This is a genomic window from Fenollaria sp. C0166D3, assembly GCF_056590255.1.
The window spans coordinates 146,921-170,185 of the sequence record NZ_JBWPVU010000001.1 but is presented as its reverse complement, the minus strand read 5'-3'; the positions used below and the strand labels follow the sequence as shown (position 1 = coordinate 170,185).

Here is a 23,265-nt window from a genome sequence, read left to right as displayed (position 1 = left end):
ATGGGACTATTTTCAAAGAAAAAAGAACTTGATTTATATGCGCCAATCACAGGTAAGCTTATAGACATAACAGAAGTTAAAGACCAAGTATTTTCACAAAAGATACTTGGCGATGGCATTGCCATAGAACCAAAGGAAGGCGTTCTATATGCACCATGCGATTGTGAAGTAGTTCAATTGTTTCATACGCTTCACGCAATAGGCTTAAAGGCAAAAGATGTAGAACTACTTGTTCACATCGGCATGGACACAGTTGAGCTTAATGGCGAGGGCTTCAAAGGCTTTGTTAATGAAGGCGACCATGTTAAAAAAGGCCAAAAGCTTATTGAGTTTGATATAGATTATATCAAGTCACAAGGCAAAGAGGCTACTACACCTATAGTCATTACAAATATGGATGCAGTTAAATCACTTAATAAGAGCGAGGCAAAAGACATCGTTGCCAATCAAGATATAGCTCTTAAAATTAATCTTTAATAATATTCATTACTAGGAGGTATGTATATGCATACCTCTTTTTATTGTTTAGGTAAGGCTTGAAAATTTCCTTCTTATATAATATAATCATTATAATAAGTAAAAAAGGGTGATTAAATGAATAAAAGATTTAAATCTTCAATAGTTTTAGTATTACTTTTATCTATGCTGATGTGTAATATTGCATTCGCTGAAGATGCAGAAGATGTTGAAGATGTGGTAGTAAGCGATGAAAATTTAGTTCTAGTAGATGAGAAGATAACTATATCACTAGCAGGTGATGTATCATATTCAACTTATGTAAAGAATAAAGTTAATCAATTTGGCGTGACTTATCCAATGGAAAACGTTAGGGAAATATTCCAAAATGATGATATAAGCTTTATAAATTTAGAGACTTCTATTACAGATCGTAAGAAGCCAGCAAATATAAAAAAAGAATATAACTTCGCTTCAAATTCAAATACGGCCGGGGAGCTAGCTAATTCATCCATAGACTTAGTCAATCTTGCCAATAATCATGCGCTCGACTATGGCCAAGAAGGTTTTATTGATACGATGAATTTACTTGACACAGCTGGTATACAATACGTTGGCGGTGGAAGAAAGATAGATGAGGCAATTTCCGCAAAGATAATTGAAGTTAAAAACAAAAAGATAGGCTTTTTAGCCCTCAATGCAGTTGTGCCTAGCAGAACATGGCTTGCTACAGACAAAAGGGCTGGTCAGGTAAGTATGTACCCATATGAGGTTGACAAAAGACTAGCATATATTAAAGAGATTAAATCACAAGTTGATTATCTAATTCTATCGATACATTGGCAAGGCTTAAGTAATCCTAAAAACGAAAAGGATTACATCAATGCAGCACATAAACTAATAGATGCAGGAGTTGACGTTGTCGTTGGTACGCATCCTCATTTAATGCAAGCAACAGAGTATTATAAGGATGGCATTATTTTTTACAGTTTAGGAAACTTTATCTTCCCAAATATGGGAGGCAGGGCAGATAAGGCCGCCATAATTCAGTTAGAGATAGATCCAAACGCTGATGAAGTAATCAAAGTTAAGTACATTCCGACAAAGATGCTTGGCAATAGACCTGTCTTATTAAAAGACCAAGAAAGATTAAATGAGCTATACTATATGAACGCTGTTAACAAGAAGTTCAATTCATACGTACAAGCGAATGGATATATGATTAAACTAGAAAAATAATATTTGATTAGTGATAAATGGATGCAAGGCTATATACTAGCTATGCATCCATTTTTATTAATGACATTAGCTTAAGAAAAACATATTCAATAAGATAAGATAAAAATAATTTTATAAATAGAAAATGCTTGTATTTTATCAACTTATATGTTATAATTGATTAGTAAAAATATGCACACTTCACGATGTACGCCTCAGGTGCTAAACATTAGTTAAGGCGGCAGGTGAATGAAGTGTAAAGAAAAAAACTTGGAGGTAGAAAGACATGGCAGTAATTGCAATGAAAGACTTATTAGAAGCAGGTGTTCACTTCGGACACCAAACTAGAAGATGGAACCCTAAGATGGCTAGATTTATTTTCACAGAAAGAAACGGAATCTATATCATCGACCTACAAAAAACAGTTGATCAAGTTGAAGAAGCTTACAAATTGGTTAAAGATGTTGTTGAAGAAGGCGGAAAGGTTCTATTCGTAGGAACTAAGAAACAAGCTCAAGAAGCTATCGAATCAGAAGCTAAAAGATGTGAAATGTACTATGTTAACCAAAGATGGTTAGGTGGTATGCTTACTAACTACAACACAATTAAGGGTAGAATCAAAAAACTTGAAGAATACAATAAAATGGAAGAAGACGGTTCTTTAAGCGTTTTACCTAAGAAAGAAGTTGCTACAATCAGAGCAGAAAAAGAAAAATTATCTAAATACCTAGATGGTATTAAGGAAATGGGTGGAATGCCACAATTAATCTTTGTTGTAGACCCTAAGAAAGAAAAGATAGCTATAAACGAAGCAAGAATACTTGGTATACCTGTTATTGGTTTAGTTGATACTAACTGCGATCCAGATGAAGTTGATATAGCTATACCTGGTAACGACGACGCTATCAGAGCGGTTAAGTTAATCACTGAAACTTTAGCTAACGCTGTTATCGAAGGAAAACAAGGTAAACAAGAACGTTCTGAAGAAAAAACAGAAGAAAAAGAAGAAATAAATAACGAAGAAAACTAGGAGGTAAATATGGCTATAAGTGCACAATTAATTAAGGAATTAAGAGAAAAAACTGGCGCAGGCATGATGGACTGCAAAAAGGTTTTAGTTGAAACTGATGGTGACATCGATAAGGCTATAGATCTTTTAAGAGAAAAAGGACTAGCATCAGCTGAAAAGAAAGCTTCTAGAATTGCATCAGAAGGCTTAGTTGCTTCTTATATTCACTCAGGAAGAATCGGTGTTTTAGTAGAAGTTAACTCAGAAACTGACTTCGTTGCTAAGACAGATGAATTCAAAGATTTTGTTAAAGATATAGCTATGCAAGTAGCTGCATCAAACCCAGAATACCTATGCGAAGAAGATGTTCCTCAAGAAGCTATTGATAAAGAAAAAGAAGTTCTTATTCAACAAGCTCTAAACGAAGGAAAACCTCAAAACATAGCAGAAAAGATGGTTGAAGGTAGAATGCATAAATTCTATGAAAGAGTATGCTTATTAGACCAACCATTCATCAAGGACCCAAGCATAACTGTAAATGATTTATTAAAAGATAAAATTGCAAAGATTGGTGAAAACATCAAGATTAGACGTTTCGTTAGATACGAAGTTGGCGAAGGCTTAGAAAAGAGAGAAGAAGATTTTGCTGCTGAAGTAGCAAAGCAAATGGGCAAGTAATATATGGCTTATAAGAGGATCGTCTTAAAATTAAGTGGTGAAGCTTTAGCTGGTAGCGAAAAGACTGGTATCGATAATGAGGTTATCAAGTCAATCGCTAAAAGAGTAAAGACTGTAACAGAAATGGGTGTTGAAGTAGGTATAGTTGTTGGCGGAGGAAACTTCTGGAGAGGAAGAGACTCACTTAATATACAAAGAGCAACATCAGATTATATGGGCATGCTAGGAACTGTTATGAATGCACTTGCACTACAAGATGCTTTAGAAAAGATGGATGTACTTACAAGAGTACAAACATCAATCGAGATGAGAGCTGTAGCAGAACCATATATAAGAAGAAGAGCAATTAGACAACTTGAAAAGAAGATGGTTGTTATATTTGCTGCAGGAACTGGTAATCCTTACTTTTCAACAGATACAACTGCTGCACTTAGAGCTGCTGAAATCAATGCAGAGGCTATACTATTAGCCAAGAAGGGTGTAGACGGTATCTACGACAGCGATCCAAAGATAAATAAAGATGCGAAAAAGTTTGATAAATTATCTTATCTTGATATACTTAGCAAAAATTTAAAGATAATGGATGCAACAGCAACATCTTTATGTATGGATAACAATATACCGCTAGTAGTATTTGGTATAGATGACCCTGATAACATAGTCAGAGTTGTTGAAGGTGAAAGGATAGGAACTATTGTAAAGGAGGATTAATATGCCTGATAGATTTAGTCAAGAATATGAACCGAAGATGAATAAAACAATAGAAGTTTTTAAAGAAGATCTTAACTCAGTAAGGGCTGGCAGAGCTAACCCAGCACTACTTGATAAAATTATGGTTAGCTATTATGGTGTAATGACTCCACTGCAACAACTTGCAAACGTTTCAGCACCTGAAGCAAGACTACTAGTTATTCAACCATATGATGCATCAACAATACCAGAAATAGAAAAAGAAATTCAAAAATCAGACATTGGTATAACACCGTCAAACGATGGCAAGCTTATTCGTTTACCATTCCCTCAATTAACTGAGGACAGACGTAAAGAACTAACTAAGATAGTTTCTAAAAAAGGTGAAGATACTAAGATTATTATAAGAAATCTTAGAAGAGACCTTATGGATGCTATTAAGAAGGCTGAAAAAGATGGAGATATCAGTGAAGACGATAGAAAGACTTTTGAAGACGATGCTCAAAAATTAACTGATAAATACACTGATAAGATTGATGAGATTATAAAAGCTAAACAAGCAGAATTAATGGAAGTGTAAAATATTAACCCCCCTCTTTATAGGGGGGTTATTTACAAGGAGATAGTTATGATTTTAAATCATGTAGCAATAATTATGGATGGCAATGGCAGATGGGCAAAAAAAAGAAATATGCCCAGAACTTATGGTCACAAAGAAGGTATGAATAGGGTTATAGAGAATGTAAGGTACGCCTCAGATACAGGCATAAAATATCTTACTCTATATGCGTTTTCTAAAGAAAATTGGAAGAGACCTAAGGAAGAAGTATCGTTTTTAATGAAGCTTATAATTATATATATTAACAGCCAAATTGATGAACTAGATAAGAACAATGTTAAGATCGTTGTATCTGGAGATTTGGATGGAATATATTCTGACTCAAAAGCGGTTATAGATGGAGCAATTGAGAGAACATCTAAAAATACTGGCCTTGTTCTAAACATCTGCTTAAACTATGGCTCGAGAGATGAAATAATTAGGGCTATTAATCTTGCGAAAAAAGATAATAAGGAAATTAATTCTTATGAGGATTTAAAGGAGTACTTCTACAACCCATGTATACCAGATCCTGATTTAATAATCAGAACTAGTGGGGAAGAGAGACTATCAAACTTTTTGCTTATGCAATCTGCATACAGCGAACTTTACTTTACTCAAAAACTATGGCCCGACTTTCATAAAGAAGATTTTGCAGAAGCTATAGAGAACTTTGCTCTTAGACATAGAAGATATGGAGGAATATAATGAAGAGTTTTTTTAAAAGACTAGCTACATCAGTAGTGGTTTTATTACTACTTATATTAATAATTTATGACATGAACCATATCTATAGATTTGGTATGTTCTTATGCGCCTCCATTGCTTCATATGAAGTCTTACACATGATGGCAGATACAAGAAAGAATTTTTCTTATGCTTTAGCCATTTTACTTAATATTTTAGTTTATATTAATACTTATACACACACATTTCCAAATGAATACATATTTATGATGATGAGTATAATATTCTCAATAATAAGTGTTGTGGACGAAAAGTTTTCATCAAGAACTTTTGTAAGTTTGATATTTACAACATATTTTATAATATTTCCGTTCTCGATCTTCTACAACTTTATTGATAGGGATAAACTCATACTAATATTTTTAATTGCTATATCAAGTGATGTATTTGCTTATGTCTTTGGCTCGCTTTTTGGAAAGCATAAACTTATCGAAAGGATAAGCCCTAATAAAACTATCGAAGGCTCTGTTGGCTCATACATCATAACTGTAGCGATTACATATTTTTATACAAGATACTTTAATCTAAATTTAAATCCATATTATTATATAGGTTTAATTTTAGCGCCTGTTGTTGCGCAATTTGGCGATTTAATATTTTCAAAGCTTAAAAGATATTATAATATTAAGGATTACGGTTACATATTCCCAGGACATGGAGGCATTATGGATAGATTTGATAGTGTTTTACTCGTATGTCCGTTCGTATTAATATGTTTTTTTTAAGGAGCAATTTATAGATGAGTATAATAGTAGCAATTTTAGTATTTTTAGTTTTAGTAACAATTCATGAATTTGGTCACTTTATTGTGGCTAAGTGGGCTGGCATCAAGGTTAATGAATTTGCCGTGGGTATGGGCCCAGCAATATTCAAAAAGCAAAAAGGTGAGACCCTTTACTCACTTAGAGCCTTCCCGCTTGGTGGCTACTGCGCTATGGAAGGTGAGGACGAGGACAGCTCTGACGAAAGAAGTTTTGACAATGCAAAAGCATATAAGAGACTTGTAGTTATATTAGCAGGTGCTTTTATGAATATAGTTTTGGCTATATTAGCTTTTTTGATTGTTAATATGCAAAGCGGATATACAGATTTGAGAATTGATAAAATCGAAGCAGATTCACCTGCATATATAGCCGGTATACAAGAAAATGACGAAATAATTTCATATAATGGTAAAAAGCCACTACTATTCTTAGAATTAAGAAATATGATTATTAATTCAAACAATGAAAGTGATACTCTTAGAGTAAAAAGAGATGGCGAACTCATAGACATAGAAGTTAAACCTGAACTGGCTACAATTGAAGACGACGGTCAAGTTATTGAGTATAAAAAACTTGGCATAATGCCTAAAGTAAGTTATGATTTTTTAGGCTCATTTAAAGAGAGTATAAATACCTGTAGATACGCTTACAGATCTATGTTTGAATTTTTAGGAAGAGCATTTAAAGGTAAAGTCAAAAAGAATGAAGTTTCAGGACCAGTTGTTATCATTAAGACAATATCGAGTGCAGCTAAAGTCGGATTTAGTTCTGTTATGTTCTTACTCGGTTTAATTAGTATAAACCTTGCCTTCTTTAATCTATTGCCATTCCCAGCTTTAGATGGGGGAAAGGCTGTATTTATCCTATTTGAAATGATAACTGGCATAAAGCCAAATAAAAAAGTGGAATACATTGTGAACATCATCGGATTTTCACTTCTAATGCTTTTATTCTTATTTGTAACGTATAATGATATAAAAGGATTGATTAAATGATAGTTAGAAAGAAAACAAAAAAAATATTTGTTGGCAATGTTGCTATAGGTGGAGACGCGCCTATAACAATACAATCAATGACAAATACTGATACTAAAGATGTTGAAGCGACAGTTAAACAAGTTATTGAGATGGAGAATCATGGTCTAGACATAATAAGGATGGCTGTCAATGACGAAGAAGACGCTAAGGCTATAAACGAAATAAAGGGAAAAATTCATGTGCCTGTCATTGCCGATATACAATTTGATTATAAACTTGCACTAATGGCGGCAAGAGAAGGCTACGATTGCATAAGAATTAATCCAGGCAATCTTAATTCAGAAGATGAACTTAGAGAAATAGTCGAAATATGTAAAGATAAGAATCTGCCTATAAGGGTTGGAGCAAATTCCGGATCTATTTCTAAAAAAATACTAGATAAATATAAGGGCGTTAATGAAAATTCATTAGTTTATGGAGCTCTTGAACAAGTTGAGATGCTTAATAAACTTGATTTTCACAATATAAAAGTATCTATCAAGTCATCTGATGTCAATACATGCATCGATGCGAATAGATTATTCTCAAGCCTATGTGACTATCCACTTCATCTAGGACTAACAGAAGCAGGATCACCATCCGTTGGCATAGTTAAATCATCTATAGCCATAGGAACGCTTCTTAAAGACGGTATAGGCGACACAATACGCGTATCGCTAACATCTGATCCAGTAGAGGAAGTTATAGCCGCTAAGAAGATTCTGAGCGCTTTAGGCATACGTAGAGACTCAGTAAACCTTGTTTCGTGTCCTACATGTGCTAGAACTAAGATAAATATCATACCTATAGTTGAAGAGCTAGAGCCCTTACTTGCTAATATTAAAAAAGATATAACGGTAGCCGTGATGGGCTGCCCGGTTAATGGACCTGGTGAAGCAAAAAATGCCGATATAGGCATCAGTATGAGTAAAGAATTTGCTTACCTATTTAAAAAGGGTAAGGTTATAAAAAAGCTTGATAGAAGTGAAGTAGTTGAAGAACTCTTAAAAGAAATCGAAAGAATGTGAAGTAATGATAAAATTATTTAAACCTGAAGAACTGAATATTGATATAGACTTTCTTTCAAATGAAGATAAGATATTTTTTGAAAGTCCTGTGCTTAAGGATAAGACACTTAAAATAACTTATTATTATAATTTAAAAGATCAAAGTCTAAGCCAAAAAGTAGACGAAGTAATTAAGTCTACTTTTTTAAAATTCTCTTTATCAGATGTAAATATTAATGCAGTAGCATATACAAAATGCAATGAATATTTTGAATCGATAAGAAGTGAGTTTACTGATATTGATGATAATTCATTTGACTGTGAAGAGCTTGACAATCTATATACATTTACATTTGATAATCAGCTTTTGCTTGATAGTTTCAATGCAAATCCATATTTAGAATTAATGAGGTCTTTATGCTCAAGCTTTGAAGGTAAAACTATAGAAACTAAATGCAAAGAGATTATTATTAATAAGGAAGAATTTATTGATCAATTAAAGAGCAATGCCGAACAAATAAGTGAAAACTTTAAAATTGTTAAAGAAGAAAAGAAAAAGAGCGAGCCAAGCTCTGAAGCGAGTGGAAAGAAATCATTCTTCAGAAAGAAAAAAGAAATTGATAAGAACAAATGCATTAAAATAAAAGACATTAGCTCGGATATGGACTTTATTACTATACAAGGAGAAGTATTTGAGTATGAATTTGTTGATAGAGATGAATACGCTTTACTTAAGTTTGCCGTTGATGATGGTGAAGAGGCTATAAGAGTTAGTAAATTTATTAGAAAGAATAAAGAAGGTCAATATGACTATGACTACGATATAGAAGATGGCGTCAAGCTATACCTTTGCGGCAATGTTAATCTCTTTCAAAATATAATGAGCATAAAGATATATAGTTATGAAATTATTAATGAAGAAAAATCAGAAGAAGCAGAAGAAGATATTAAAAGAGTAGAGATTGGTCTTCACACAAAAATGTCAAGCCAAGAAGGCTTCATATCAGCAAAAGAATACTTTAAAGAAGCTAAAAAGAGAGGCTACGAGTCCATTGGTTTTATGGACAAATATGTTGTACAAAGCTATCCAGAAATCATGGATGCAGCTATAGAAACAGGTATTAAGCCTCTATATGGTGTTGAAGCGAATTTATTTGACGATACAAAATCACTAGTTAATAATTACAAAGGCGATAATAAGAATACCTTTGTCGTTTTTGACGTGGAGACAACTGGATTTTCAGCCATTGACGACAGAATTATCGAAATGGGTGCGGTGAAGATACAGGATGGTAAGGTCATAGATAATTTTTCTGAGTTCACTGATCCAGGCTTTCATATACCATATAGAATAACTGAGTTAACAACTATTGATGATGCGACTGTAGCAGGCTGTCCATCTTTCGATGAACTATTAGAAAAGTTTATGGACTTTTGTAAAGACTCAGTTCTTGTTGCTCACAACGCCGAGTTTGATATTTCATTTATTAAAAGTTCCATGCATAGAAAAGGCGTTAAATTTGATTTTGAATATATTGATACACTTGAGCTATCGAGATACTTACTTCCAGATTTAAAAAAGCATAAACTAGATACATTAACATCACTATTCAACATAACTCTAGAAAATCATCATAGAGCCATTGATGACGCTACTGCAACCGGATTTGTCTTCTTAAAGCTTTTAGATCTATTAAAAGAACAAGGCTGTAATAATCTTGAAGCTATTTCAAAGATAAAGTCACAAAACTATTACAATGTTTATAAAATATCAATATTTGCTACAAATCTAGTGGGTTTAAAAAACCTATATAGACTTATTTCGCTATCGCATATCGATAATTATAATAGACAGCCAATAGTATATAAGAGTCAAATAGATGCAAACAGAGAAGGGCTTTTAATCGGAAGCGGCACTTATAATGGCCCTATATATAATGCTTGTATTAGATGTGAAGAAAACGATAAATTAAAAGAGATGATGAAGTATTTTGACTTTATCGAACTTCAGCCAATAGATCAATATCTATATTTGATTGAAGATGAAAGTCTTCATGAAATGGATGCTATTAAAAACATCAATAGAAGACTATATGATAATGCAAAAGAACTTGACATACCTGTACTTGCTAATGGTGACGTTTACTATATAGATCAAAAGGACAGTGTATATAGATCCGTTTTAGTTTTTAATAGAAAAAACTTTGTGGGAAGCAGAAAAGAGTGTAATAATACAGATCATTATTTTAAAACTACTAAAGAACTTTTAAAGAATTTTCCATATTTAAGCGAAGAAGAAGCTAAGGAAATTGTTATTGATAATACATTAGCTTTTGCTGAAAAATTTGAAAATTTCAGACCAATTCCTAAGGATACCTTCCCGCCATTTATCGAAAATTCTGATAAAGACTTAAGGGACTGCTGCTATAACAAAGCTACGAGCATATATGGAGATCCTCTTCCTGAGATTGTCAAGAAGAGGCTTGATAAGGAGCTTGATTCAATAATTGGTAATGGTTATGCCGTTTTATACATCATAGCAAGAAAACTTATTTTGCAATCAAATGCTGATGGCTACGTAGTCGGCTCAAGAGGCTCTGTTGGTTCATCATTTGCGGCAACAATGAGTGATATAACCGAAGTAAATCCACTTATACCTCATTATGTGTGTCCAAATTGTAAACACAGCGAATTTGTTGATGATCCGAAATATGACTCCGGCTTTGACCTTCCTCGTAAAAACTGTCCTGTATGTTCACATGAGATGAATAGGGATGGACAAAAGATACCATTCGAGGTTTTCCTAGGCTTTAACGGTGATAAAGAGCCAGATATAGACTTAAACTTTGCTGGCGACTATCAACTAACTGCTCATAAAAATACTGAAAAGATATTCGGAGAAAATTTTGTATTTAGAGCTGGAACTATTGGTACACTAGCTGATAAGACAGCTGCCGCTTGTATCTTAGACTATCTTGAAAAGAAAAACAAGAGTATTTCATATTTGCACGCAATGTTCTTAAGCAAAAGAATAAAAGGCTCTAAGAGAACTACCGGCCAACACGCTGGTGGGGTAATGGTAGTTCCTAAAAATAAGAGCATACTAGACTTTACTCCAGTACAAAAACCTGCTGACGATATGAGAACTGATATAATAACAACTCATTTTGATTATCATTCGATAAGCGGTAAGATACTAAAACTTGACCTACTTGGTCATGATGTTCCAAACATAATCAAAAATCTTGAAGACTTAACTAATACCAAAATTGAAGATATACCATTTGACGATGAAAAAGTACTATCACTCTTCTCATCAACAGAGGCCTTAGGTATTAATAGCGATGATTTAAAGTTTGGCGTTGGCACTATTGCCATACCAGAATTTGGTACAAACTTCGTTAGAGGCATGCTTAAAGATACCAAGCCAAAAACATTCTCAGACTTAGTAAGAATAAGTGGTCTTTCTCATGGTACAAACGTGTGGAACAGTAACGCTGAAAAGCTAGTTAATGAAATGAACGTACCGATGTCTGAAGTTATTTCTACAAGAGACGACATCATGAACCAATTGATTGATGCCGGCATGGATAAGTCTACTGCATTCAAAATTATGGAGTTCGTTAGAAAAGGAAAACCATTAATACAAAAGAAAATAGTTGACAATGAAACTATAATTATAAATTATGAGGATGAGATTAAGAAGTATCCACTTCCTGAGTGGTACCTTGACAGCTGCCACAAGATATCTTATCTATTCCCAAAGGCGCACGCAGCTGCCTATGTAATGATGAGCTATAGACTTGCTTGGTATAAGGTATACTACCCACAAGCGTTTTATGCAACATACTTTACACAAAAGATAAATGACTTTGATTATGATGCTCTTGTTCATAGACTTGAAAATTTGGATGCCTTAGTAAGAGAGATTAGCCAAAATCCTCATGCTAAGAAAAAAGATGAGGACCTATTGTCGCTTGCTGAAGTAGTTAAAGAGATGGAGCTAAGAAATATAAAGATATCGCCAATTGATCTAGATAGATCACTAGCTACAAAGTTTACCGTAATCGATGGGGAAATCATTCCGCCATTTACAGTTATAGCTGGACTTGGCAAGGACCCTGCTAATAACATTATAAGGGAGAGGGAGCGTAAAGAGTTTAACTCTATTGAGGACTTCCAAAAGAGGACTCAAGTAAATGCTACGGTAATTGCATATTTAAAATCAATAAACTTTTTTAAAGACATGCATGATACCAATCAGATAAGCTTATTTTAATTGACAAAATACATTTATTATAGTATAATTATCATAGTGGTGTAGTATTCTAGTCAGTATTCTATATCATGAAGGCGGGGCTAAAAATCCGCCAAAGAGCGTATCGATGAAGTTCTTGATTTGTGCTTGTGACGCCCAGTCATGGGCATTCTTTGAGAGTAAGGCAGATGGGGCGATCTACAACGGCATGTAGGCGTTGACCCTGCTGTCGCGGAGGCGTAAGATTTATCTTATGTAGACCTATTTTTTTAAATAGTGTAGCTTGCCTTGAGTGATCTAGTGCGGATGATGAGGTCTTTTTATTGAACTTGTGGCCAAAGATCAATAAGAAAAGTTATCGAAACCTAAATTGCAAAAGAGGCTAAGGATATAAAATACTGTTTGGGAAAACTTCTAGACTAAATCGTAAGATGACTAAAAAGGGATTACAGTGCGGACTAAGTGGCAATCCAGTATTATATTTGGCGACAATATAATTACTAAATTAATGGGAAACCGCTATGATTGGTGACATATAGCCTTAGTAAGGGAAAACCAACTGGACCTAAGCCGTAATATTTACTTTTTTAGTTTCCACTAAGCTGATAGATTACTATCAGCTTTTTTTGTTGTATATAAGCTTTGTTTATGGTATAATAACAATGTAATTCCGATTAATTATAAGGGGTGTAAGAAATTTCAGATTTTAAAAAAAAGTATAAAGATAAAAGCATTGATAAATTAAATAAAGATAAAAAACATAAAGCTGGTAAAAGTGATTTAAAATGGACGCTATTCATTACCATCCTTACTTTTGCTATGTCTATAATACTTTCTTCTATAATTGATATATTATTAGAAGATGTTGGAATTTTAGTTGGAGTTATACTTCTTTTACTTGTAATGATGATAGGTATATTGTTTGATATTATTGGGGTAAGTGTTACAACAGCAGAAGAAAAACTATTTCATGCTATGGCATCAAATAATATTGAAGAAGGTAAAATCGCCATAGGACTAATTAAAAATGCCGATAAAGTATCAAGTTTTTGCAATGATGTAATTGGTGATATGGCGGGCATTATCTCAGGTGCACTAGGTGCAACACTTTTGACAAAGATAGCTTTGCATTTTGATAATGTTAATGTTGCTATCTTAGGGACTTTAATAACTGCATCTGTTGCTGCTGCGACAGTTGGCGGAAAATCATTAGGCAAGTCTGTAGCAATCTTAAAGTATCGAGATATTATTTTTGCTATATCAAAAGTTATTTTAAAATTTAAAAACATATTTAAGAAGAATAAATAGTATGAGATTAGATAAATATATAAGTGAATTTAAAAATATTGACAGCAGAACTAAGGCTAAGAAATTAATTTTAGCTGGCTTTGTCCTAGTTAATGGAAAAGCTTTACTAGATCCTAGCTATGATGTCAAAGAAGATGACGACATAGCTATTGATTCAGATAACGACATAACAAGATATGTATCTAGAGGTGCTCTAAAGCTAATTAAGGCTATAGAGGCTTTTAAGCTTGATATTCGTGACAAGACATGTATTGATATAGGCGCGTCAACAGGAGGCTTTACAGACGTTTTAGTGAAGCGTGGAGCGCGTTTAGTCTATGCGCTTGACGTTGGAAAAGATCAGCTGCATCCATCATTAAGAAATAATGAAAAAGTTATTTCATATGAATCTTTTGATGCTAGAAATATTAGCAATGAAACTTTTGATGAAGACTTCGATATAGTGACATCTGATCTTAGCTTTATATCATTGACCTTATTAAGAGATGCTTTTGATATACTTGTGAAAGAGGATACAAAGCTTATAGTCTTAATAAAACCTCAGTTTGAGTCAGGAAAGATAAAGAGGAAAAACGGTATATTTAATGATGCCAAATTACATATAAACGCAATGAATAACGTGATTCTATCTTTCAGGGAGAAAGGTATATATTTAAATGATATATGCAAGTCGCCTATAGAGGGAGGAGAAGGAAATATTGAGTATCTCGCTCTGTTTACAAGAGGTGATAATCACAGTAATATCGATATAAGAAGATTGGTTAAAGAATCTTTAAGTAGGTGAAGAAATGCTTAGTAAATTATATATAAAAGATTTTGCTATAATTGATTCATTAAATCTTGATTTCAACGATGGATTCTCAGCTATTTCTGGAGAAACAGGTAGTGGTAAATCCATCATAGTAGATGCCTTAGCTGTAGTTCTAGGCGCAAAAGCTAGTAAAAACCAAATAAGAGACGGCTTTGATTCGTCAAGCATAGAAGCGCATATTGATATAGATAATAAAAAACTAGCTAAGGTAAATTCTATTTTAAATGCTAAAATTAAGAGTCCGCTTATTTTAAAGAGAATTATATATAGAGATAAGCCTAGTGAAAACTATATCAACGATATAAGCGTAAGTCTAAAAGATTTAAGCGAAATAAGTGCTTTAAGTATTGATATATTAGGACAGAAAGAACAATTTACATTGCTTGACAAAAATGAGCACATAAACATACTTGATTATTTTGGGGATAATGCGTACAAGACCTTGCTCAAAGAAATAAATGAATTATATTTAAAGATAGAAAAAAGCAATAAGCGTTTAAAAGAGCTTCCTAAGGATCAAAAAGATATCGATAATCAAATAGATTTTATAGAATTTCAAAAAAATGAAATAGATGAAGCTGAAATTTTAGATGGAGAAGATGAAGACTTAGAGACTGAGATAAAAAGACTTAACTCCAGTGAAGACATCAAAAAGACTGCATATAATATAAATCAAATGCTTAGAGATAGTGATAATTACAGCGTAGATTCAATCTTATCCGACGCAAGTAATTTAGTTGATGACTTAAAAGAGTACTCAAAAGACGCTGAGGCTTGGTATGAAAAACTTATGGACTATCAAGAGCTTATTAAGGATATAAATGAAGAGATAAAATACTTTTCAGACTCTATTGACTACGATCAAGAGCGGCTATATGAACTAAGTAAGAGGCTTGACGAGATAAATAAAATAAAGTATAAGTATGGCAATAGTATTGCTGAAATAAATGCATATAGAGAAGACTTAAATAATAAGTTAAATGAAATAAGAAATATAGAGCTAGAAAAAGCAGCATTAGAAAAGTCACTTATAGAAGATAAAAAATCTTATGATGAAAAAGCGAGTGATTTAAGTCTCAAAAGAAAAGATCTTGCTAAAACAATCGCAAAAATGCTTGAAGATGAGTTAAGAACGCTAAATATGAGCAATATTCAAGTCGAGATTTCGGTCGAAGCAAAGAAAACTATGAAAGATTATGGCTATGATGACGTAGAAATTTTAATGAGTGCAAATAAAGGTCAATCAGTTAAACCTATAAGCGAAATTATTTCTGGTGGTGAAATGTCAAGACTAATGCTTGCAATTAAAAATTTAGGCGCTGATTTTGACAATATCGACACAATCATCTTTGACGAGATAGACGCAGGGCTTAGCGGCTACACTGCTAGCTGCCTTGCGAATAAACTTAGAGAATTAGCAAATAAATATCAAATAATATCAATATCACACTTACCACAGATATTAGCTAAAGCTGAGGAACACTACCTTGTAGAAAAAGCTAGCGATAGCGAGGCAACTATAAGTCATGTTAAAAAACTAGATTACGACGGAAGAGTGATAGAGTTAGCAAGGCTACTAAGCTCTGGTAAGATAAGTGATATAGCAATAAAAAATGCAAAAGAATTATTAAAAAGTGAGGACTAGAATGGAACATATTGAAGTAGAAAAAACATTAAAAAGCGAAAAAATTTATCAAGGTAAAATATTAAGTTTACGTATTGATACTATTGAAATGCCTAATAAAAAATATTCAAAGAGAGAGATAGTAGAGCATAAACCTGCTGTTGTCATCATTGCAATAAAGGGCACAAAACTTTTAATGGTAAGACAATTTAGAAAAGCTGTAGAAAAAACTTTGTTAGAAGTGCCAGCTGGATTAGTTGAAATTCAAGAAACTCCAGTACAAGCTGCAAGTAGAGAGCTTGAAGAAGAAACAGGATACTTGTGCGAGAATCCAAAATACATTATGGAGTTCTATACATCACCAGGATATTCTGACGAAAAGATAGATTTGTTTTTAGCTGAAGACTTAGTTAAAACAGAACAAAATCTTGATGACGGTGAGTTTATAGAAGTAGAAGAAATCGAAATCGAAGAGCTTAGAAAGAAAGTATTGTATGGCGAAGTTCAAAACGCAAGCTCAATCATAGCAATTAATTATGCGTATGACTATATAAAGAGTAAAAATGAACATAATTAATATCATTGAGAAAAAGAGAGATAAAAAATTATTAAATAAGAATGAAATTGACTTTTTTATAAAAGGTATTCTAGATGAATCTATAGCTGATTATCAAACATCAAGTCTACTTATGGCGATATTTTTAAATGGACTTAACGACGAAGAAACTTATTATTTAACAAAAGCAATAATTGATAACGGTGAATATATTGATTTCGACGGAGTAGACTCAAAAATTCTTGATAAACATTCAACCGGTGGAGTAGGTGACAAGATAAGCTTAATACTTGGTCCAATACTTGCGTCTATGGGATATAAATTTTTAAAGATGAGCGGCAGAAGTCTTGGTTTTACAGGCGGCACTCTTGATAAATTAGAATCAATTCCTGGATTTAAGGTTAATCAAAGCGATGAGTGGATAGAAAAAACTGCTAATGACTTAGGTTTTTTCATAGTTAGTCAATCAGAAAATATTGCAAAGGCAGATAGAATTTTATATGCACTAAGAGATGTTTGTGCAAGTGTCGACTCAATTCCGCTTATAGCCTCATCTATACTTAGTAAAAAATTCAGCTTTAGAAATGATTCCTTACTTATTGATGTTAAGTGTGGTACGGGAGCCTTTATGGAAAGTTTTGATAAGGCAAAAGAGCTTTGTGACGCTATGCTTAATATATCCAAAGCATTCAATAGAAAAACTACTTGTATAATAAGCTCAATGAACAAAGCTCTTGGCAAGAGAGTTGGTAATAATCTAGAGATTATAGAAGTAGTCGACTTTTTAAAAGGTAATTATAAAGCTTATGATGATATATATGATGAGATAAATCATATTGTATATGAACTCTTACTAAACCTTGAAGATGTAGATTATAAAGAAGTAAAAGATAAGATAAAAAGAGTTTTAGATAGCGGAGAAGCCTTTGAAATGTTTTTAAAATTTGTTCACAATCAAGGCGGAGATATATCATATATTGAAGATATCAATAAGTTTGATAAGGCTAGATACGAGACTGAGATTTTGGCAGATGCTAGTGGCTATTTAAGCAAATATAAGCTTAAAGACATAGCAAAGACACTCAACGAATTAGGCGCAGGTAGATTAAAGAAAGAAGACAAGATTGATTACACAGTTGGCTTAATAAATGAAAAATGTATTGGCGATAAGATTGATAAAGGCGACTTATTATTTACAATAAGATCAAATGAAGAATTAAGTTCCAATCAATTGGATGCTTTAAAAGCTAGCGTCATCTATGGCGACAAGGCTGTAAAAGAAAAGCACATTTTAGAGGTGATTAGATAATGTTTGGCAATATTAATTTACAAGATATTATTATAAGAACAATAGCTGTGCTTGTGGCAATAATACCTCATGAGATGGCACACGGATACGCAGCATACCTTTGTGGTGATGAAACAGCAAAAAACGATGGTAGATTATCATTAAACCCACTTCATCATCTTGATCCTATTGGTACTATTTGCTTGATATTTTTTAAATTTGGTTGGGCAAAACCAGTTATGATTAACCCAAATAACTTTAGAGACAGGAAAAAAGGTACTTTCTTCGTCTCTATTGCTGGGGTTTTGACTAACTTTATCTTGGCTATCATTGCAGTTATTATTATGAAGTATATAAGGTTAAGTGACTTTGTATTTGAGCTATTTATGAATATATTCTGGTTTAACATAATCTTAGGTGTATTTAACCTTATTCCTATTCCACCACTAGATGGATCAAAGCTGTTGTTTTCATTTCTACCACCAAAGTATGAGTATTATCTAATAAAGTACGAAAAATATGGCTATATACTACTCTTATTACTTATAATGACTGATAATCTTGATAAAATACTTATACCAATGGTTAATTTTATGATTAATCTGATAGGAAAGATAGTCTGATGTATAACGTTGAAATAAGCAGCTACAAAGGTCCTTTTGATGTACTATTAGAACTCATAGATAAGGACAAGATGGATATATTCGATATACCCATCAATGAAATAACAGAAAAATTTCTTGACTATATCAATACTTCTCAAGAGATAGATGTCGAAATGAGTAGTGACTTTTTAGTTATGGCATCGAGATTACTGGAGATAAAATCCAAAATGCTTATACCAGTAGAAAAGGATAATATTGAGGAAGATCCACGTCTAGAACTTAGTAAAAATATTCTTGAATACAAGATATTTAAAGATGTATCTTTGTACTTAAACACAATGTATGAAGAGTCGAATAACTTTGTATTTAAGCCAATGGATGAGATTGATGAAAAAGATGAAGCTTTAGACCTTAACTTTGACTTGAATAATCTATCTAAAGTACTTGTATCACTTTTGACTAATAAGAGAACAATTATCAAAGAAGAACCTAGCAGCATACGTAGAGAAAAATATAGTGTCAAAAAGATGACAAATGACATTGTTAAAAAGTTTAAGAAAAATAAAAAAGTAAAACTAAGTGAGTTTATTCCTGAAATAGTGGACGTAGCTTATGTAATTACCTTGTTTATCAGCGTTTTAGAGCTTATACAAAACAAAATTATTAGCTACGAACAAGAAGCAACATTCTCAGATATAGATTTTACATACTTGGGTGATAATCATGAATGATATAAAAGAAATAATTAAAGCATTGCTATTTGCATGGGGAGATCCTCTCGATATCAAAACTATTAGCGATATATGCGAATTAGATATTGAAGAAATTGAAAGAGCTATAGAAGAATTAAGAAGTGAAATGGATTCATCAAACGATGGATTAAAGATCATCAGAATGAATAGCTCTTATCAGCTTATTAGCAGAGATATATACTTTGATTACGTTAAAAAACTACTGAGTGAAAAGCCAAAAAATAATCTAAGCAATGCATCTATCGAAACGCTATCAATAATTGCTTATAAACAACCAGTTACTAAGATGCAAATAGAAAAAATAAGATCTGTAAAGTCAGATGGTCCTGTTAACACACTGCTTGACAGAGGCTTAATAGAAGAAGTAGGCAGACTTGATACACCAGGCAAACCAATACTTTATGGGACAAGCGATATCTTTTTAAGAAGCTTTGGCATAGAAGATTTATCTGAGCTTCCAGATATAAACATGGATATAAATATAGAAAGGCAAGACAATGGAAAAAGTGAGACTGAATAAGTTTGTAGCTGAAAATGCAGAAGTGTCTCGAAGAAGGGCAGACGAACTTATTGAAAAAAAGAGAGTAACAGTAAATAATAAAGTGGTTGAGAAGATGCCGTTCTTCGTCGATCCAGAAAGTGATGTAGTAAAGTTAAACGGTGAAGTAGTCTCCGTGGATAAAGATAAAAAGATATACATTGCACTAAACAAACCACTTGGCTATGTAACAACGCTAAAAGATAAATATGCTAAAAACATTATATCTGATTTATATGATTATAAGATAAAAAAGAGGATTTATCCAGTGGGTAGGCTAGACGCAAACACTACAGGATTATTACTACTTACAAACGATGGTCAATGGTCTAATGGCATCATGCATCCAAAAAACGAAATATATAAAGAATATATAGCTAAACTAGATAAGGCTCCTAATAAGAATGATCTTAACAAATTAAGAAACGGCGTCTATCTAGACGGAGTTAAGACAGCTCCAAGCATAGTAAAAGTGCTAAATGTATATGATGACAGCTCCTTAGTATCTATATCGATATGCGAAGGAAGAAACCATCAAGTTAGAAATATGTTTAAGGTCTTAGGATATAAGGTCCTAATGCTTAAAAGAGTTAAGATAGGCACTCTAGAATTAGGCCAACTAAAGGTCGGAGAATTCAGAAGACTATCAAAGGAAGAAGTTGAATCGTTTAGATGAAATATAAATTCTTAGATAACACTAATCATTTTATTGATTACTTATTAAAAACTTTTCTTAAAGATAAGAAGATACTTGTTGACATGACTTGCGGCAATGGTTACGACAGCTTAAGAGTTTTGAAAAACGCGCCAAATTATGAAAAGCTATATCTTTATGATATACAAACAAAAGCTATAGAAAATACAAGATCTCTATTAGAGTCTTACGCATATAAGAATTGTATCTATTTAAATAAAAGCCACGATGATTTATCGGATATAAGAGAAAATATAGACTTTGCTATATATAACCTAGGTTATTTACCTGGAGCTGATAAAAATCTAGTAACAAGACTAGATACAACCATGAGTTCTATACAGCAGCTATTAGTAAGACTTAACCATGGCGCAATCATTATGATAACTACATATCCTGGCCACGAAGAAGGTAGCTTAGAAGATGGTAAAATTTATGATTATTTGAAAAGTTTAGATCAAAAAATATTTAATGTTATCAAATTAGAGTTTATTAATCAAAAGAATAAACCGTGTAAAACATATATTTTAGAGAAGAGGAGTGAAGATGATGGAGAAAAATCTAATTTATAGAATCGAACAAAACAAAAAGCAATTTAGTAAGGGTCAAAGGTTAATTGCTGACTATATTCTCAACAATTTTCACAAATCGACCTTCCAAACAGCTCAAAAACTTGCTATGGAACTTGGTTTAAGTGAGTCAACAGTAGTAAGATTCGCAACATTACTTGGTTATGATGGATACAAAGAATTGAAAGATGATATACACGAGCTAGCTAAGATAAGTCTATCAAACATTGACAGAATTAAGCTTAGAGAGATAACAACTATGGATGAGCTTGTTGAGTCATGTTTAGCAACTGACGCTCACGACGTGAAGAGATTAAAAAATGATCTTGACACAGAAAAGCTATTTGAAGGTATAGACATTTTAAACAATAGTAGAAAAATATTTGTACTAGGCTTAAGAACCTCTTCATTTTTAGCAAATTATTTTTGCTTTTATTTGAAATTAATGGGCAAAGAAGCGATCATTATTAATTCTGACGATGATATAGTATTTGAGAGCATGCTACACATGAATGAAAAAGATACATTCTTTTGTATAAGCTATCCAAGATATTCTAAAAAATCAGTAAGTATATTGAAATACGCCAAATCAAAGGGAAGCAAGGTTATATCTCTTACAGACAATACAAACACTACCATCGCTAAGAACAGCGACCTAGTTTTAATTGCTAAAAACGATATAATTCTATTTATCGACTCCTTTGTTGCTCCACTATCTTTGATAAACATCATTATAGCTGGACTTAGCTTTAAAAATTTAGATTCAACACAAGATTATCTAACAGAAATGGAAAGGATTTATAAGTCATACGACATATACGATTTTGATCCTTATGAAGATAAATAATGAATAAAGTATATGATGTCGCTGTCGTTGGTGCAGGAGCTGCAGGTCTTTTTACTGCTGTTAACTGTGCTAAACGCGGCAAAAGCGTAATATTATATGATAAAAATAAATATCCTGGAAGAAAGCTGAGAATAACTGGTAAGGGCAGATGCAATATTTGTAATTATTCTGATAATGATAATATACTTAAAAATATCGTTCACAACGAAAAGTTTATGTATAGCTCATTAAATAATTATTCGGCTAATGATCTTATTAAATTTTTTAATGACAATGGCGTAAAAACTAAAGTTGAAAGAGGCAATAGAGTATTCCCTCAGTCGGATGACGCCATGGAAATAATTGAATTGTTTAAGAAGCTTATAAAGGACTCGAATATAGAATTTAAAAATGAAAGCACAGTTAAAGATTTAGAAAAAAATGAAGATTTATTTAAAATAATATCTAATTCTGGAGTAGATTATGCAAAAAATCTTGTTATAGCTTGTGGCGGTATGAGCTATAAAGTAACTGGTTCTAATGGCGATGGCTATAAACTTGCGCAAAAGTTTGGACATAGCATAAAGCCAATAAAAGCCTCACTTGTTGCAATGAATACAAGTTTAAGTAAAGAGGATAGACTTGAGCTTATGGGACTATCACTTAGAAATGTAGAAGTAAAAGTCATAAATCAAAAGAAAAAGACTATATTTACTGAATTTGGAGAGATGCTCTTTACTCACTTTGGTATATCTGGCCCAATAATACTGAGCGCATCCTCATATATGAAAGATGATGAAGATTATACTATCTATTTAGATTTAAAACCTGCACTAAATGAAGAACAGCTAGATAATAAGCTTCTTATGCTATTTGAGGAAGAGCACTTAAAATCCATTGGCAAAGTGCTAGAGAATCTTCTTCCAAAAAAATTAATAAATATATTTCTAAAAGCTATTGACTTAGATTATTATAAAAAGGCATGTGAGATTACAAAGGTTGAAAGAATTGCTATTATCAATAATCTTAAACACTTCAATCTTAAGTACGACTCTTTAAGAGATATAGATGAAGCGATAATCACTGCAGGCGGAGTTAACGTAAAGGAAATTGATCCTAAGACTATGGAGTCAAAATTAATAAATAAGCTATATATAGTTGGTGAAGTTTTAGATATAGACGCTTTAACAGGTGGATATAACTTACAAATAGCATTTTCAACAGCTTATCAAGCAGCAATGAGCATTGAGTAG

23 protein-coding genes are annotated in these 23,265 nt (G+C 32.6%); all 23 read left to right on the top strand.

The genetic code is table 11. The features are described 5' to 3' along the window. Positions 1 to 477 carry a PTS sugar transporter subunit IIA gene (locus tag AC1EJ0_RS00750; RefSeq protein ID WP_320605189.1) on the top strand — a complete coding sequence of 159 codons (477 nt, stop codon included), beginning with the start codon at positions 1 to 3 and terminating at the stop codon, positions 475 to 477. A gap of 117 nt (positions 478 to 594) precedes the next feature. Continuing rightward, the gene (locus AC1EJ0_RS00745) at positions 595 to 1,695 is read left to right on the top strand and encodes a CapA family protein (RefSeq protein WP_480022812.1); all 1,101 of its coding nucleotides are present in this window, start codon (positions 595 to 597) and stop codon (positions 1,693 to 1,695) included. A gap of 265 nt (positions 1,696 to 1,960) precedes the next feature. Beyond that, positions 1,961 to 2,704, top strand: a complete 744-nt coding sequence (rpsB, locus tag AC1EJ0_RS00740; protein WP_058260371.1) for a 30S ribosomal protein S2 — start codon at positions 1,961 to 1,963, stop codon at positions 2,702 to 2,704. 9 nt (positions 2,705 to 2,713) lie between these two features. Beyond that, positions 2,714 to 3,361: a translation elongation factor Ts gene (tsf, locus tag AC1EJ0_RS00735; RefSeq protein WP_304016301.1), complete on the top strand. Its 648-nt coding sequence runs from the start codon at positions 2,714 to 2,716 to the stop codon at positions 3,359 to 3,361. A gap of 3 nt (positions 3,362 to 3,364) precedes the next feature. Then, complete coding sequence (gene pyrH, locus AC1EJ0_RS00730; RefSeq protein WP_480022813.1) at positions 3,365 to 4,072, top strand: UMP kinase; 708 nt, start codon at positions 3,365 to 3,367, stop codon at positions 4,070 to 4,072. A 1-nt stretch (position 4,073) separates the two neighbouring features. After that, positions 4,074 to 4,631: a ribosome recycling factor gene (frr, locus tag AC1EJ0_RS00725; RefSeq protein WP_058260368.1), complete on the top strand. Its 558-nt coding sequence runs from the start codon at positions 4,074 to 4,076 to the stop codon at positions 4,629 to 4,631. Between the two features lie 48 nt (positions 4,632 to 4,679). After that, positions 4,680 to 5,357, top strand: coding sequence for a polyprenyl diphosphate synthase (uppS, locus tag AC1EJ0_RS00720; RefSeq protein WP_480022814.1), 678 nt, complete (start codon positions 4,680 to 4,682; stop codon positions 5,355 to 5,357). Continuing rightward, complete coding sequence (locus AC1EJ0_RS00715; RefSeq protein ID WP_480022815.1) at positions 5,357 to 6,121, top strand: phosphatidate cytidylyltransferase; 765 nt, start codon at positions 5,357 to 5,359, stop codon at positions 6,119 to 6,121. Before uppS ends, AC1EJ0_RS00715 begins: the two co-directional genes overlap by 1 nt. Positions 6,122 to 6,135: 14 nt before the next feature. Further along, complete coding sequence (rseP, locus tag AC1EJ0_RS00710) at positions 6,136 to 7,155, top strand: RIP metalloprotease RseP (protein ID WP_480022816.1); 1,020 nt, start codon at positions 6,136 to 6,138, stop codon at positions 7,153 to 7,155. Further along, the gene (gene ispG / locus AC1EJ0_RS00705; protein WP_480022917.1) at positions 7,155 to 8,204 is read left to right on the top strand and encodes a flavodoxin-dependent (E)-4-hydroxy-3-methylbut-2-enyl-diphosphate synthase; all 1,050 of its coding nucleotides are present in this window, start codon (positions 7,155 to 7,157) and stop codon (positions 8,202 to 8,204) included. Before rseP ends, ispG begins: the two co-directional genes overlap by 1 nt. A gap of 4 nt (positions 8,205 to 8,208) precedes the next feature. Further along, positions 8,209 to 12,462, top strand: coding sequence for a PolC-type DNA polymerase III (locus AC1EJ0_RS00700; protein ID WP_480022817.1), 4,254 nt, complete (start codon positions 8,209 to 8,211; stop codon positions 12,460 to 12,462). Positions 12,463 to 13,359: 897 nt separating this feature from the next. Next, entirely contained in the window at positions 13,360 to 13,749 is a 390-nt protein-coding gene (locus AC1EJ0_RS00695; RefSeq protein ID WP_480022818.1) for a hypothetical protein, read from the top strand. Position 13,750: 1 nt separating this feature from the next. Next, the gene (locus tag AC1EJ0_RS00690) at positions 13,751 to 14,533 is read left to right on the top strand and encodes a TlyA family RNA methyltransferase (protein WP_480022819.1); all 783 of its coding nucleotides are present in this window, start codon (positions 13,751 to 13,753) and stop codon (positions 14,531 to 14,533) included. A gap of 4 nt (positions 14,534 to 14,537) precedes the next feature. Continuing rightward, positions 14,538 to 16,205, top strand: coding sequence for a DNA repair protein RecN (gene recN, locus AC1EJ0_RS00685; RefSeq protein WP_480022820.1), 1,668 nt, complete (start codon positions 14,538 to 14,540; stop codon positions 16,203 to 16,205). 1 nt (position 16,206) lies between these two features. Further along, a complete protein-coding gene (locus tag AC1EJ0_RS00680; protein WP_480022821.1) occupies positions 16,207 to 16,761 on the top strand; it encodes an NUDIX hydrolase in 555 nt (184 codons plus the stop codon). Next, complete coding sequence (locus AC1EJ0_RS00675) at positions 16,748 to 18,049, top strand: thymidine phosphorylase (protein WP_480022822.1); 1,302 nt, start codon at positions 16,748 to 16,750, stop codon at positions 18,047 to 18,049. Before AC1EJ0_RS00680 ends, AC1EJ0_RS00675 begins: the two co-directional genes overlap by 14 nt. Beyond that, a complete protein-coding gene (locus AC1EJ0_RS00670) occupies positions 18,049 to 18,651 on the top strand; it encodes a site-2 protease family protein (protein ID WP_294983542.1) in 603 nt (200 codons plus the stop codon). The genes AC1EJ0_RS00675 and AC1EJ0_RS00670 overlap by 1 nt, the downstream gene beginning before the upstream one ends. Further along, a complete protein-coding gene (locus AC1EJ0_RS00665; RefSeq protein ID WP_480022823.1) occupies positions 18,651 to 19,364 on the top strand; it encodes a segregation and condensation protein A in 714 nt (237 codons plus the stop codon). The genes AC1EJ0_RS00670 and AC1EJ0_RS00665 overlap by 1 nt, the downstream gene beginning before the upstream one ends. Then, positions 19,357 to 19,905 carry an SMC-Scp complex subunit ScpB gene (gene scpB / locus AC1EJ0_RS00660; RefSeq protein ID WP_480022824.1) on the top strand — a complete coding sequence of 183 codons (549 nt, stop codon included), beginning with the start codon at positions 19,357 to 19,359 and terminating at the stop codon, positions 19,903 to 19,905. Before AC1EJ0_RS00665 ends, scpB begins: the two co-directional genes overlap by 8 nt. Continuing rightward, positions 19,883 to 20,599 (top strand): pseudouridine synthase, encoded by a 717-nt coding sequence (locus AC1EJ0_RS00655; protein WP_480022825.1) that lies wholly within the window; start codon positions 19,883 to 19,885, stop codon positions 20,597 to 20,599. The genes scpB and AC1EJ0_RS00655 overlap by 23 nt, the downstream gene beginning before the upstream one ends. Beyond that, a complete protein-coding gene (gene mnmM / locus AC1EJ0_RS00650) occupies positions 20,596 to 21,189 on the top strand; it encodes a tRNA 5-(aminomethyl)-2-thiouridylate-methyltransferase MnmM (RefSeq protein WP_480022826.1) in 594 nt (197 codons plus the stop codon). The genes AC1EJ0_RS00655 and mnmM overlap by 4 nt, the downstream gene beginning before the upstream one ends. Next, the gene (locus AC1EJ0_RS00645) at positions 21,164 to 22,033 is read left to right on the top strand and encodes a MurR/RpiR family transcriptional regulator (protein ID WP_480022827.1); all 870 of its coding nucleotides are present in this window, start codon (positions 21,164 to 21,166) and stop codon (positions 22,031 to 22,033) included. The genes mnmM and AC1EJ0_RS00645 overlap by 26 nt, the downstream gene beginning before the upstream one ends. Next, the gene (locus AC1EJ0_RS00640; protein ID WP_480022828.1) at positions 22,033 to 23,265 is read left to right on the top strand and encodes a BaiN/RdsA family NAD(P)/FAD-dependent oxidoreductase; all 1,233 of its coding nucleotides are present in this window, start codon (positions 22,033 to 22,035) and stop codon (positions 23,263 to 23,265) included. Before AC1EJ0_RS00645 ends, AC1EJ0_RS00640 begins: the two co-directional genes overlap by 1 nt.